The 14,187-nt window shown below is 54.7% G+C and carries 11 protein-coding genes and 1 pseudogene; 5 read left to right on the top strand and 7 right to left on the bottom strand.

Annotated features, from left to right (window positions below):
• Nucleotides 1–67 precede the first annotated feature (67 nt).
• Nucleotides 68–2,194, top strand: coding sequence for a TonB-dependent siderophore receptor (locus tag CKW15_RS13500; protein WP_095056226.1), 2,127 nt, complete (start codon nucleotides 68–70; stop codon nucleotides 2,192–2,194).
• Nucleotides 2,195–2,348: 154 nt separating this feature from the next.
• On the opposite strand, the gene CKW15_RS13495 is transcribed toward CKW15_RS13500, so the two are convergent.
• From CKW15_RS13495 to CKW15_RS13475, 4 genes are all read right to left on the bottom strand, one after another.
• Nucleotides 2,349–3,029 (bottom strand): SDR family NAD(P)-dependent oxidoreductase, encoded by a 681-nt coding sequence (locus CKW15_RS13495; RefSeq protein ID WP_095152249.1) that lies wholly within the window; start codon nucleotides 3,027–3,029, stop codon nucleotides 2,349–2,351.
• Between the two features lie 1,282 nt (nucleotides 3,030–4,311).
• Entirely contained in the window at nucleotides 4,312–5,340 is a 1,029-nt protein-coding gene (locus CKW15_RS13485; protein WP_095152196.1) for an alpha/beta hydrolase, read from the bottom strand.
• Between the two features lie 25 nt (nucleotides 5,341–5,365).
• Complete coding sequence (locus CKW15_RS13480; RefSeq protein ID WP_095152195.1) at nucleotides 5,366–5,815, bottom strand: cyclophilin-like fold protein; 450 nt, start codon at nucleotides 5,813–5,815, stop codon at nucleotides 5,366–5,368.
• A gap of 27 nt (nucleotides 5,816–5,842) precedes the next feature.
• Nucleotides 5,843–7,030: an MFS transporter gene (locus tag CKW15_RS13475; RefSeq protein ID WP_095152194.1), complete on the bottom strand. Its 1,188-nt coding sequence runs from the start codon at nucleotides 7,028–7,030 to the stop codon at nucleotides 5,843–5,845.
• Between the two features lie 127 nt (nucleotides 7,031–7,157).
• On the opposite strand from CKW15_RS13475, the gene CKW15_RS13470 reads away from it, so the two are divergent.
• The 4 genes from CKW15_RS13470 to CKW15_RS13455 all read left to right on the top strand — a co-directional run bounded on the left by CKW15_RS13470 (nucleotide 7,158) and on the right by CKW15_RS13455 (nucleotide 11,362).
• Nucleotides 7,158–8,051 carry a LysR family transcriptional regulator gene (locus CKW15_RS13470; protein ID WP_095056220.1) on the top strand — a complete coding sequence of 298 codons (894 nt, stop codon included), beginning with the start codon at nucleotides 7,158–7,160 and terminating at the stop codon, nucleotides 8,049–8,051.
• A gap of 356 nt (nucleotides 8,052–8,407) precedes the next feature.
• Complete coding sequence (locus CKW15_RS13465; RefSeq protein ID WP_256580285.1) at nucleotides 8,408–9,112, top strand: transporter substrate-binding domain-containing protein; 705 nt, start codon at nucleotides 8,408–8,410, stop codon at nucleotides 9,110–9,112.
• On the top strand, nucleotides 9,109–9,954 hold the full coding sequence (locus CKW15_RS13460) for an amino acid ABC transporter permease (protein WP_095056218.1): 846 nt from the start codon (nucleotides 9,109–9,111) through the stop codon (nucleotides 9,952–9,954). Before CKW15_RS13465 ends, CKW15_RS13460 begins: the two co-directional genes overlap by 4 nt.
• Before the next feature lie 34 nt (nucleotides 9,955–9,988).
• Entirely contained in the window at nucleotides 9,989–11,362 is a 1,374-nt protein-coding gene (locus tag CKW15_RS13455; RefSeq protein ID WP_095152193.1) for an LLM class flavin-dependent oxidoreductase, read from the top strand.
• 257 nt (nucleotides 11,363–11,619) lie between these two features.
• Here the strand turns inward: CKW15_RS13455 and CKW15_RS13450 are convergent, their stop codons facing one another.
• From CKW15_RS13450 to CKW15_RS13440, 3 genes and pseudogenes are all read right to left on the bottom strand, one after another.
• Nucleotides 11,620–12,114, bottom strand: a complete 495-nt coding sequence (locus CKW15_RS13450; RefSeq protein ID WP_095152192.1) for a MaoC/PaaZ C-terminal domain-containing protein — start codon at nucleotides 12,112–12,114, stop codon at nucleotides 11,620–11,622.
• 261 nt (nucleotides 12,115–12,375) lie between these two features.
• The gene (locus tag CKW15_RS13445; RefSeq protein WP_095152191.1) at nucleotides 12,376–13,566 is read right to left on the bottom strand and encodes an acetyl-CoA C-acyltransferase; all 1,191 of its coding nucleotides are present in this window, start codon (nucleotides 13,564–13,566) and stop codon (nucleotides 12,376–12,378) included.
• 60 nt (nucleotides 13,567–13,626) lie between these two features.
• A pseudogene (locus tag CKW15_RS13440) lies at nucleotides 13,627–14,187 on the bottom strand (SDR family oxidoreductase); the annotation flags it as partial.

The raw sequence follows: 14,187 nt of genomic DNA, 5'->3' as shown, positions 1-14,187 counted from the left end.
ATACCATGCGCCGCGATTTGTTGGCACGTATGCCATTCCATTTGGCTATTTTCTCAAGGTTTCCTCGATGCGTCGTACTCTGGTTTCGATCTGTGTGCTTCAGGCGATTTCCGTTTCCTCCTGGGCGGAGCAAGCGGCAACCGATAAATCCAGTTTGGAGTTGCAAGCGACCGACATCGTCGGCACATCCGACTTTGAAACTGCCCTGGGGCCAGTGGACGGCTATCGCGCAACCCGTTCAGCCAGTGCGACCCGCACCGATACGTCGATCCATGAAACGCCGCAGTCAATCAGCGTGGTGAGCAAGGATGTCGTGGAGGACATCAGTGCCACTCGATTGCAGGATGCGCTCGATTATGCCGGCGGGGTGGGGCGAGCCAACAACTTCGGCGGTCAAGGCCTGACCACGTTCACGGTGCGAGGGTTTACCACAGGCGAGTTTTATCGCAACGGCTTCCCAATCAACCGTGGCTATCCGAACATGCCGGATGCGAACACCATCGAGCGGCTCGAAGTGCTGCGAGGGCCAGCGACCATGCTGTATGGCCGAGGCGATCCTGGAGGCACATTCAATGTCATCTCCAAACAACCTCTGGCCGTACCTACGGTCACGCTGGGCAGCCAACTCGACGACCAGGGTATGCAACGAGGCACCCTGGATGCTTCCGGCCCGCTTGATGAAGAAGGGCGCCTCGCCTATCGCCTGAACGTCGTTGGTGAGGGCGGTGATACTTTCCGCGATCATGTCGAAACCGAACGCTACGGCGTAACGCCGGTACTAGCCTGGCAGGTTAACGACGACACCAAGGTGATTTTCGAAGGCGACTTCATGCGCAACAATCACCCGCTCGATCGCGGCGTGACGCGCTATCCGAATCAGATCCGCACCGCGTCCCGCGATACCTTCTTCGGCGAAAAAGACGTTGGCAAATTGCACAACGACAACAACATGGCGCAGCTGCGGTTCGAGCATGTGCTGAGCGATAACTGGACGTTGGGCGGTGGTTTTCAATGGCTCGATGGCACCCTTAAAGGCAATGCCGTTGAGGCCAATGGTGTCGCGTCCGATGGACGCACCCTGGGCCGCAACTTCAATTACCGCAAGCTGGAGTGGACGGACAAGGACACCCAGCTCAACCTCACCGGACATTTCACCGCAGGCGGTTTCGATCACACGTTGTTGACCGGTGTCGAGTACGAGGATTACGACTACAAGTCGATCATTCAGCGTTCCAGTGGCGCGGTGAGTGCCTATCCGATTGACATCTTCGACCCGGTGTATGGTCAACCTCGGCCAGCTTTGACTCGAACTCCGACCAACGACAAAGAAAACCTCAAGACCTATGCCGCTTTCGTCCAGGATCAGGTGGCATTGACCGAGCGTTTGAAACTATTGGCCGGCGCGCGTTTCGAGCGCTTCGAGCAGGACTACGAAACCTTTGTGCCAGGCAGTAGAAGCTGGGAGGCCAGCGACAATGCCGTGACACCGCGTGTAGGGTTGACCTATAACCTGACCGACACCGTGGCGCTCTACGCCAATACGGCTCGCTCGTTCAAACCCAATACCGGTGCCAGTCGCCAGGGCGGAGGGTTTGACCCGGAAAAGGGCAAGTCGTATGAGCTCGGCGTCAAGTGGGATGCACTGGACAATCAGTTGAGTGTCGAGGCGGCGATCTACCAGATTGAAAAGCGCAATGTGCTCACCACCGATCCTGTGGACTCGACCTTCAGCGTGGCAGCAGGCGAGGTGCGCAGCCGAGGTTTCGACCTGAACATCGCCGGCAACCTGACCCCGCAATGGCGAGTGATTGGCGGCTACGCTTATGTCGATGCCGAAGTGACCAAGGATAACGTCATCCAGTCCGGCACTCGTCTAATGAACATCCCACAAAACAGCTTCAGCCTGCTCAACGTTTACGAGTTTCAGGATGGCGCACTCAAGGGATTGGGTCTAGGGACGGGCCTCAAGTACGTCGATGAGCGTGCGGGGCAGACGGCCAACACGGCGTTTTCGATGGGCAGCTACACCGTTGTCGATCTACTGAGCTACTACAAGGTCAACGACAAAATCAGGCTTAATCTAGATGTGAAAAATCTGACTGACGAAGACTATGAGGAAGGGGCATTTGGCAACGTTTACGCCTATCCAGGGGCGCCGAGAACCGTGCAGGTCGGTATTTCATATACGTTGTAATTCGCTTGTGTGGGGAGTATTTCATGTTGTGAAAGCTCAACGCGGCTCCGCAACTGTCGAGTCTTGGCTGATCAAGTAATGTTGTGTTGAGTACAAAGGGCCCTGTGGGGCCCTTTTGCCATCCGGGTTTTAATCGGAGCCAGCCTTTACTTGGTCAGTTATCAGTTGGGCCAGTATCCGCACAGGTTCGGTAAAGCTGTGCCGAGACTGTTGACGCTGACGCCGAATTGACCCACGAGCTGAAGCAAGACTGACCCACCTCTAAATCTGCACAAAACCCGCATAGGCAATGGTTCGAGAGGAACAGACTGGGTCTGTGACATCTCGGCAACTGGGTCAATTCGGCATCGGTGCCAACAGCTTGGCCAGTCTGACCGTCAAAAGCTGCAACAGAGGCCGTATTTATGACTACACCGCGCTCACCTTCTTCATTTGGCTCTCCTCCCGCCATAGCCTCAGCAGCAAGGCGAATCACGTTGAAGCTACCGATCAAATTGATTTCGATAGTCCGGCGAAAACTCTCAAGCCCATGTGCGCCATTACGGCCTAAAATCCGTTCGGCTGGTGCAACACCCGCGCAGTTGATCACCCCATGCAACGCGCCAAAGACACTGACTGCAGAGGCAATTGCTGCGCGGCAATCAATTTCACTGGTGATGTCTGCTCGCACGAAAATCGCACGTTTTCCTAGCTCGTCAGCAAGGGCTGCACCAGCGGCTTCGTTCACATCGACCAGCACCACGTTTGCACCCCGGCCCACCAACTCTCGCGCTGAAGCCAGACCTAGTCCAGAACCTGCGCCAGTAACTAGGAAGACTGAGTTTTCGATGCGAATCATGTTTCCTCAAAAATTGGCAGTACCGCATACGCGGTTATTTGACATATAAAAGGCTCAAGGCGAGATCGATGCCGGCCTCCGGTTTACTTCAGGTGTAAGCCACGCTGGAGATTCTCGAACGGATAGTGTCGGTGGTCAGTGGCCACGACAATGCTCAAGCGCCTCAGCTTGGATGAATGCTTTGGACAATTTAGGTCAGGCAACGAGGGCTGGAAGGAAGTGGCAAATGTGCTACCTGATAACAAAAACATCGAGGTGACATGCAATGCTGTGAGGTGGGTGTTGACGCCGACGCCGAATTGACCCAGTGGCCGAGATGTCACTGACCCAGTCTTATTTCTCGCGAACCATTGCCTATGCTGGATTTCTGCCTACTTGGGGTAGGGCAGTCTTGCGTCGGCACGTGGGGCAATTCGGCGTCGGCGCCTACACTTCGTGCTTCTGGGGTTGAGGAGGTGGAAGAGTTCTACGATGCCCTGGTCGAATGTCTGCGTAATTCAATGTCCTGTTACTGCCGAAGCTAATGGTGGGTCGCTGATGTGCGTGACGGATCGTTTTCGGGCGGAAAGCGTGAAAACGTTGTGGAGACTACTTGTTCGAAGTTGACCAGCTTCAACAGCGTGATGCGTTCCGCTGGCCGAACAAGCTGAAAATCTATTCAGTCGGGCGTCATAAGTACCGCTAGTGTCATGTCGATGAATTCTTCGTTCCGGTTGATCGTCGTCAGGGCGCCGCGAACATTGTTTCCAACCTCACCTGCGCCACGCTGTTCGAGATACGTTCCTTCCCACCTATCTTCAAGCGCAAGGAAAGCGGCGCCGGGCGGTCTGTTACAAAATATATTTTGTGCCCCCCCCTTGAAAATGAAAAAACGAAACGGAGTTATTATATTTGATACCAAAAAAAAGCAGGGATCTGCGCTCACACGGTTTTTTCAGATTTCCAGAGGCTTTGGGCCATTCGACTCGATTGCTTCGTCGCAGCTTTCGCTCCTGCATTGCCCTTCTGGAAATCTATAGTGAGGTGAGTGGTAGGGAGGAGCGGAAGGTAGTTTTACCCGCAGGGGTGGAGGGAGATCGTTTTTTGCGACGCAGTCGCGGCTAGCTTTTGATTTTAGAGTAACCGTGATTCCGCCTAAAAAATCGAAGGAACTTTGATTCCTAGGCATGCTAGCGAGGAGATTCTTCTATCACCATCGGGCCCCGGGCCGATGGGCGCGCGCTTCCCCTGGAAAGCCTGACGGGCATGCTCATTGGGAACAAATGTCCAATTCAGCGGGTTACTTTAGATTGCTCTGAAAAAAGCTCGTCAGCTTGTCGAAAGGGATGAGGTTGACGCGATCATATAGGTCGACATGGCCGGCGCCAGGGATGATGACGAGCTCCTTGGGTTGTCCGGCGAGCTTGTAGGCCTCCTCGCTGAACTCCCTTGAGTGTGCATCGGCCCCGGCAATGAACAACATCGGACGCGGAGAAATCGTCTCGATATCATTGAACGGGTAGAAGTTCATGAACTTGATGTTGCTCGTGAGTGTAGGGTGCGTCGTCAACTCTTTGGAGGAGCTGGATGGCGTGTACTCGCCGCGTGGTGTGCGGTAGAAATCGTAGAACTCACGCTGGATGGGATGAGTATTCTCATCTAGCTGATGTACCGTACCGCTGGTGTAGAGAGTTTTACCGCCAGTGAATTCTACATCACGCTGCTGCGCTGCTTGCGCGATGATGTCCTTCCGTTGCTCAAGCGTCTGCGAATGCTTCAACCCATTACGATTGGCTGCGCCCATGTCATACATGCTGACTGTTGCGATGGCTTTCATGCGCGGGTCGATCTTGGCCGCGCTGATGACGAAGCTGCCGCTGCCACAGATGCCGATCGCGCCAATCCGCTCTTTGTCGATGAAAGGCTGTGCACCGAGAAAGTCTATTGCTGCACTGAAGTCCTCGACATAGATGTCCGGCGAAACTGCGTTTCGCGTTTGCCCCTCGCTTTCACCCCAGAATGAAAGATCCAGGGACAGTGTCACGAAGCCTTTCTCTGCCATTTTCGTGGCATAGAGGTTAGCGCTCTGCTCCTTGACCGCTCCCATCGGATGGCCAACAACAATCGCAGGGCTCTTCGTTTTACCGTCTAGGTTTTTCGGGATGAACAGATTCCCTGCCACATTCATTTGATATTGGTTTTTGAAGTTAACCTTCTGCACGGTCACTTTTTCGCTGGTATAAAAATTATCCGCGCCGTTGGACATATCGGCTCCTACTGCTGAGAGTGAACTGACAAGAAGCGTTAATAGAACAATGAGCTTTTTCATTGGAATCCTTGTTGATGCGGAGTCATCAGTCTTTAGAGAACAGCACTTGCACATCCCCGCGCCCTAGCGCCTGAGCCAGATCAGCGGTGTCATCCACTCGCCCAAGGCGCGTGTAGGAGTACGTCGAGTCGAACGTTGAATAGAAGACGACCAAGGTGTCCCCTCCATACAACATCAAGTCGCCGTTGCGGATCGTTCCCGGTTTGCTCGCATCGGCAGGCAGGTTTTCTGGAAGACTGGAGTGTTTTTCATTGCGGTTCAGATCGCTCATGTCGAGCGTTAGCGGTAGTCGCTTGGCAAATGCACCAGCGGCGGCGTTGTCGACCAAGGTAATGGCGAAGCGTTGTTCCCCGATGGTCATCCACATGCGAAATTTCTCCGGTATCGACGACGCCGACGCGGCATCATTCACAGATACATAACTACCCAACACGAGCATTGCAGACAGCAAACCAAGCCAACGAAGTGTCCTCATGACCCGTCTCCCCTAAAGTTGCATAGCTCAAGCGGATTGAGGTGTTGTTGAACGGAATGTCAGCACCGTCACAAATGCGGCAAGCAGCAGCACGGCTGCGCTCACGACGAAAGTGCTCTGGTAGCCGCGACTATCGAACAGCAGTCCGCCAACGGTGGAGCCCAGGGCGATGGCCAGTTGAATCACCGCCACCATCAAGCCACCTCCGGCCTCGGCATTTTTTGGTAAGGCCTGTGCGATCCAGCTCCACCAGCCCACAGGGGCCGCAGTTGCCAGCAACCCCCAAAATCCAAGCAGTGCGCCAACGACAACGACGGAGGTTCCAAAAGGGATCAGTGCCAAAGCAATCAACGCCATCAGCACCGGTATGACTATCAATGTCCGGAATAGACCGCGTCTTATGAAAAGGCCGATGATCAAAGTCCCGATAAAGCCCGCTATACCGATCACCAGCAGGACTAGCGACAGCGTGGATACGTCGACGCGCGTCACCGTTTCGAGGAAAGGCCGCAGGTAGGTAAACAGGGCGAACTGCCCCATGAAGAAGGCGCCGCATCCGGCCATGCCGAGCGCAACGGAACGGTTCCTGAGCAACTTCAAGACGTTGCCGGTTCCCGGTGTGCGCGGCTCTACCTTCATGGTTGGCAGGCTGATCCACAGCCAGATGAACGCAACCGCCGCTATTGGCACGAGGCAAAAGAAAGCGCCGCGCCAACCGATGATCGAGCCCAGATAGCTGCCCAGCGGGGCGGCGATTACGGTAGCCAATGCATTGCCACCGTTGAAGATGGCCAAGGCCTTGGGCACCTGCGTGGCAGACACCAGCCGCATGGCCGTCGCAGCGGACATCGACCAAAAACCTCCGATGACCACACCGATAAGCGCACGACCGACCATGTACGTAAGATAATTGGGTGCCAGCCCGACAATCGCGCCGGAGACAGCCATCAGCCCAGCAAGTGCCAGCAAGAGTGTCTTGCGGTTGAGGGTTCCGGCTATCCAAGAGATCGACAGGCTGGTCAGCACAGCGAATGCCCCGGAGATCGCAATGCCTTGACCTGCCATCCCTTCTGTAACATGAAGATCAACGGCCATCGGCGTCAGCAGGCTGACAGGCATGAACTCCGAAGCGATCAGCGCGAATACACAAAGCGTCATTGCAAAGACGCCGCTCCAGCAAGCAGGAACATCGTTTGTTGAGGAAATAGTGCCCATCGGGGCCTCAGGTACATTCGTATTCATGCCGGCAATGGTGACGAATGAACACTCGGGCGACTAGCTAATGAATGCTTAACATGGTTATAAGTACAGCTAATCAATAGACTAAATAGACGGTTGCACAATGGCCAGAAGGAATCTCAACGATTTGCTGTCTTTCGTGACAGTAGCGCGAGAAGGCAGCTTTACGCGCGCAGCTGGAGTACTGGGCGTTACGCAGTCTGCAATAAGTCAGGCCATCACCGGTCTGGAAGCACGTCTGCAAATCAGATTATTGACGCGCACCACGCGTAGCGTTTCGCCGACAGTAGCGGGGGAGCGACTGCTGCAAGCGATCGGCCATCGCTTCGATGAAATCGAAGCGGAACTTGATGTCTTAACGGAAATGCGCGACAAGCCAGCCGGCACGGTACGCATTACCTGCGGTGATCACGTTCTGCGGACAACGTTGCTGCCCAAGCTCACTGCATTGCTACACGAATACCCGGATATCAAGGTCGAATTCGACGTCAATTACGGATTCAGAGACATCGTAGCGGATCGTTTTGATGCGGGTGTGCGCCTGGGTGACACCATCGACAAAGACATGATCGCAGTCCGAATTGGGCCGCCGTTACGTATGGCCGCTGTTGCCTCCCCAACATACTTTGCCGCTCATGCCATTCCCAAAAGTCCGCGTGACCTTATGAGCCATATCTGTATCAACCAGCGGATGCAGACATCGGGTGGACTCTATGTATGGGACTTTGAACGGCGCGGAAAACAATTGAACGTACGAGTAGATGGCCAGCTCATTTTCAACACGTCGACCCACATTGTGGATGCTGCACTGGCCGGGCTGGGCATTGCCTACCTTCCGGAAGAGGAGTTTGAACCTCATCTCCAGGAAGGCCGGCTGGTGCGGATGCTGGAAGATTGGTGCCCACCATTTTCTGGATACTATTTGTACTACCCTAACCGTCGGCAGCCCTCTCCGGCGTTTTCGCTAGTTGCCAACGCGCTGCGCGAAGCAATCTAGATAACGCGATTTACTGATTCAGATTATCTTTGCCACAAGCAAATTCGCGCCATCCCCTACGCTTCGTAGTAGATAGTAATCGGCAGAACATAGATCGCGATGTATGAAACGACTAGCATTTGAATCGCTAGACCCATATAGCTTGAACATAGCCTGTTATTCCTAAAATCTAGTACAAAGCAATTTTATAGTGCGTTTTAATCTATTCGGATTTTCTGAATTGATTGGAGCACTTGTCTTTGAAAACTACGGCGCTTTTACCTTTTGGCTTTGCGTTACTGGCTACATTCTCGACGGCTTTCGCGGGCGCCACGCTGGATCGCGTAACCAGCAGCGGGGAGCTGAGCGGCGTACTGATGGAAAGCTATCCGCCATTCTCCTTTCTCAATGAACAGAACCAACTGGACGGGTTTGATGTGGATGTCGCCAAGGCCGTTGCGCAACGGCTAGGGGTGAAGCTGAAGCTACAAACACCGTCCTGGGATGTCATCGCAGCCGGACACTGGAACGGACGATATGACATCTGCGTCTGCTCGATGACCCCGAGTAAGGCGCGGGCCGAAGTGTTCGACTTCCCGGTGGAGTATTACCAGTCACCGGCTGTGATCGTGATAAACGCCAAAGACAAGGGCATTGTCACTGGCAAGGATCTTTCAGGTAAAAAAGTCGGTGTGATCAGTGCGTCGACCTATGAAGCCTATTTGAACAAGGATCTGGTGATTGAGGGCGCCGAGGACAAGCCGTTGAGCTATCCATTCGAAAGCGTCCAGGTCGCGCCATACGACAACGAAACGGTGGCCTTCCAGGATCTGGCCTTGGGCACGGGCGTGCGCCTGGATGCCATGGTCACCAACCTCATCACTGCTCGTGAACGCATCGCACAGGATCCTCGCTTTAAAATTGCGGGCGACACGCTGTATGCAGAACCTAACGTGGTGGCGATTGAAAAGGGCGATCCGCAATGGAATGCCAAAGTCACTGAGGTCGTCACCCAGCTCAAGGCCGACGGCACATTAAGCAAGATTTCACAGAAGTGGATCGGTGCCGATATCAGCCAATGACAGCCCTCAATCCACACCCCGCCAAGGCGGCTGTCGCCTCCGAAACCGAGGAGCCTCGTTTAAGCCAGCTACTTGGTTTTCGCACTCGTTTGTATTTGACCTGGGCAGCGCTGTTCGGCTTGTGCGTTATGTTTTTCATGAGCTTCGACCTGAAGTTCTCGATCATTCTGCAGAAGTTGCCCAACCTGGTCGGCGTACATTTGGGGCCTGACGGTTTTTTGCAAGGCGCCGCGCTGACGCTGTTTTTGTGCTTCTGCTCGATCTGGCTTTCGTTGCTCCTTGGCTTCGTGACGGCGCTGGCTCGCCTGTCTCGCAGTGCGGTGGCTTTCGGTATTGCCAGTTTCTATGCGTCTTTTTTTCGCGGTACTCCGCTGCTGATCCAGATCCTGCTGATCTACCTGGGGTTGCCGCAGTTGGGTGTTGTTCCAGGCGCCATCAGCGCCGGGATCATTGCGCTCTCGCTCAATTATGGTGCCTACCTCAGCGAGATTTTTCGTGCCGGCATCATGGCTGTGGCACCTGGACAGCGCGAAGCGGCGATGGCCTTGGGGCTGAGACCGGCGGCAATGTTCCTGCACATCGTCCTGCCGCAAGCCATGCGCACGATTATTCCCCCGACAACCAGTCAGTTCATTTCAATGCTCAAGGACTCATCGTTGATATCGGTGATGGGCGTCTGGGAGGTGATGTTCCTGGCGCAGTCGTACGGTCGCTCGTCCTACCGCTACATCGAAATGCTCACCACCGCAGCCGTGATCTATTGGCTCCTGTCCATTGGACTGGAGTTGATACAGAACCGTCTTGAACGCCACTACGGCAAAGGTTTCAAGAATCAGCGGTGACCCGCCAAATTCAATGATTTGTACAGGTACCAAGATGTCCGATCCAAAACCCCTGTTGTTTGCGCTGTATGAACAAGCGAGCGTTGGCTGTGGCGGCGCGCCAAGTCTCTGGACGCACCCAGCTGATGAGCGACTGTCCATCAACTCTCTGGGCTACTGGTCTAACCTGGCACGTGTCGCCGACCAGGCTAATCTCGATATGTTGTTTTTTGGTGATGTGCTGGGCTTCTACGATGTGTTTGGCGGAAATGCCGACGCGGCCATGAAGTGGGCGGTGGAAGCACCTGCCAACGATCCGTTGATGATCATCCCGGCATTGGCCGCCGTGACGGAAAACCTGGCCTTCGGTGTCACTGTTACCACCAGTTATGAGCATCCTTTCACCCATGCCCGGCGCTTCAGCACGCTGGATCACCTGACCAATGGCCGGGTCGGTTGGAACATCGTCACCTCCTACCTGAACAGTGCCGCTCGCAACTTCGGCCTTGAGCAGATGATCAAGCACGATGATCGTTATGAACGCGCCGAGGAGTTTCTCGATGTCGTTTACAAACTTTGGGAAGGCAGTTGGGCAAACGATGCTGTGGTTGCCGACAAGTCTCGCCTGGTCTATGCCAAGGGCGATCGCGTGCGACCGATCGATCATGTTGGCGAACATTACAGGGTGGCCGGGCCGCATTTGACGTCGCCGTCACCGCAACGCACACCCTTGCTGATCCAGGCCGGCTGGTCAGGCCGTGGTCGTGAGTTTGCGGCGAAGCACGCCGAACTGATTTTTATCGCCAAGTCCAACCCGCTGGAAATTCGCCAGGGATTGGAAGATATATGGACACAGGCCAGGGCACGGGGTCGTCACGCTGAGGATGTGAAATCACTGACAGTACTTAGGATCGTCACCGCCAAGACCGAGATCGAAGCCCAACGCAAATATGATGAACTGCAAAGCAATTACCACTTGCAGGCGCAACTGGTCAGTTATGCCGGCGATACCGGTATCGACATCAGCCGCTACGCAGACGGCGACGCGTTGTCGACTCACACCGAAGGTATGACCTCCTATGTGATGCGTCCCGATGGCAGTGGCAAGCCCTTGACCGCCGGCGATGTCAAACAGCGCTTTGCCAATGTCACCCGGGGCAGTGATCTGATTCTGGTGGGCACGCCGCAGCAGGTGGCCGATCGCATCGAAGAGCATGCACGGATCTCCGCCACCAGCGGCTACATGCTCAACCCGCTGATTAGCCCAGGTAGTCTTGAGGACTTCGTTGAGTTGGTCATTCCTGAACTGCAAAAACGAGGCTTGTACCGCACCCAGCCACAGAGCGGTACTTTCCGTTCGCGGTTACGGGACGATGGCGCTAACCATTTACCGGATTCTGCTTACGGCGCCTCATTCCGCTTTGATTAAAGCTTTTAGGGTGGAGTTGCCTTTACGCACTATGTGTCCATGCTCGGCGAGTGTTGGCCTCCGCGATCGTCGAGTTCTGGCTAACCAAGTGATTTTGGTTTGAGTACAAAAGGGCCCTTCGAGGGCCCGTTTTTTGGGGGCGGCAGGCATGCGCGTTTCGCGAAGCGCAACCAGCGTGGCTATGTTTCCTCGCTGGTGACCTAGAGGTCACACTCGGCAATACGTGCATTTCTGGCCAAAAGAGGGTCGCAGGAACCTCAATGCTGATCAACGTCTCCAGGTAAAGACCCACTCTGACCGGCCCTGCGCAGTATCAATACCGTCACCTCATAAACAAGCACGGTTTTTCCCGCCGTCGTAGCAACGTCGACTTTGAACACAACCCACCCTCGTTCATGGTTTCCTGCATGGATGAGTGATCGAACAACTTGAGCTGACAGTTTGAGAATATCTCCAGGTACTACTGGAGCAACCATCCGAAAACCATCGATCTTCCCACCCGCAACGACATTTGTTTGGAGCAGTAAGGCATCACACATCAAACGTTGCGAGAAACCGAAGGTTTGTACCCCACTGGCGCAGTGCACCCCAAGCGGACTGGAATGGGCAAGGTCGGGATCAATATGTATATCGAGAGGATCGTACTCGGCAGCAAAGGCGATAATTTGTTCCGTTGTGATAGGAGCAGATTGCTTGGATGTCCAAGTTCTACCTAGGGGGAAGTCTTCCCAAAACAGCTCTTTCTCTGCCACGGTATCTCCTCGATTTTGTAGCGTTAAACTCGCGACACCGCCGCTAAAAACTTAGCTATGCGCTTCTCCACAAATGCTTGAATCGCTTCTTTCTGGTCTGGCGTTGTGTTGATCGCATTCAGCTTCTGGGCGGTGAAGCGTGTTCAAGCCATCCCGTCCACTTGCTCAACTATTAAGATCTGGTAGTTCGCAAGCAGACTCTTCGTGCAAAAAAATATGAGAGGCTCGGCAGGAGCCTTATTACCGTCGGACAACGCTACTCTATGAGAGGAGCTCGATAGCAATCGCGGTCGCCTCGCCGCCACCAATGCACACAGAAGCGATGCCACGCTTAAGCCTGTTCTGCCTCAAGGCATTTACTAACGTAACAACCACGCGCGCACCTGACGCGCCAATCGGGTGCCCCAAAGCGCATGCCCCGCCGTGGACGTTTAATTGCTCATGTCCGACGTTCAAGTCTCGGATAACAACCATGGGAACTACGGCAAAGGCCTCATTGATCTCAAAGAGATCAACATCCTTTATTGACCAGTTGGTTCGCTCGAGCAAGCGTTTAATCGCACCGACCGGAGCGGTGGCAAAGAGGCCGGGGGCGTGCGCGTAGGATGAGTGACCTGCTATCCGGGCCAACGGTGTAAGGCCTCTACGCTCGGCTTCAGACAAGCGCATCAGTACGAGGGCAGCCGAGCCATCCGAAATAGAACTGGAGTTCGCCGCAGTCACCGTCCCGCCTTCGCGAAACGCAGGTTTCAACGTAGGAATTTTGTCGATCCGGGCCTTACCTGGCTGTTCATCGCTTTCAATCGAAACCGTCTCACGGCCAGACGAAGCCAGCACAGGGACAATCTCGTCTTGGAAACGCCCTTCGGTGATTGCCTTCTGAGCACGGGTCAGCGAGCTGATCGCAAACTCATCCTGCTGGTCTCGAGTAAATCCATAACTCTGAGCACAGTCTTCGGCGTATGTGCCCATGAGCCGGCCTTTCTCGTAGGCATCCTCCAACCCATCGAGAAACATATGATCAATGATCTTGCTGTGGCCCATTCGATAGCCTGAGCGAGCTCGCTCCAACAGGTAGGGAGCGTTTGACATGCTTTCCATACCTCCAGCAATCACCACCTCCGCGCTCCCCGCATGGAGAAGGTCGTGGCCGAACATCAGCGCTTTCATGCCAGAGCCGCACATCTTGTTGACTGTTGAGCACACAACTTGCTCCGGAAGATTCGCCAACAGCGCGGCTTGGCGAGCCGGAGCCTGGCCTTGCCCAGCTTGTAGCACGCATCCCATGATGACCTCGCCAATGTCACTGGGCTGCAGGCTGGCTCGTTCCACGGCGGCACGAATTGCAACCGCACCCAGCTGCGCAGCGGTGACTTCCTTGAAATTCCCAAGAAAGCCTCCTAACGGAGTTCGGACAGCACTGACAATGACGATAGGGTCGGTATGGCTCATAACTGAATCCTCTGTTTCATGTTGGGGGGCTTGTGCCCGATCAAAGACTTTTAGCTCGATCTATTTCGCGGCCATTCTCAAAGCACCATCCAAACGAATCACCTCACCATTGAGCATGGAGTTTTCGATGATGTGCGCTGCCAACGCTGCTTACTCGGAAGGCCGTCCCAGCCGTGGAGGGAACGGCACATTGGCGGCCAATGATGCCTGCACGTCCTGAGGCATACCCGCCATCATCGGGGTCTCAAATATTCCGGGTGCAATGCACATAACACGGATGCCTGAACGAGCCAGGTCGCGTGCCAATGGCAATGTCATGGCAGCAACTCCACCTTTGGACGCGGCGTAAGCAGCTTGGCCAGTCTGACCGTCAAAAGCTGCAACAGAGGCCGTATTTATGACTACACCGCGCTCACCTTCTTCATTTGGCTCTCCTCCCGCCATAGCCTCAGCAGCAAGGCGAATCACGTTGAAGCTACCGATCAAATTGATTTCGATAGTCCGGCGAAAACTCTCAAGCCCATGTGCGCCATTACGGCCTAAAATCCGTTCGGCTGGTGCAACACCCGCGCAGTTGATCACCCCATGCAACGCGCCAAAGACACTGACTGCAGAGGCGAT

Origin of the sequence: Pseudomonas sp. Irchel s3b5 (genome assembly GCF_900187435.1) — a bacterium.
Lineage (GTDB): Bacteria > Pseudomonadota > Gammaproteobacteria > Pseudomonadales > Pseudomonadaceae > Aquipseudomonas.
Note: the sequence above shows the minus strand (reverse complement) of the source record. Positions and strands in the feature narration are given on the sequence as shown.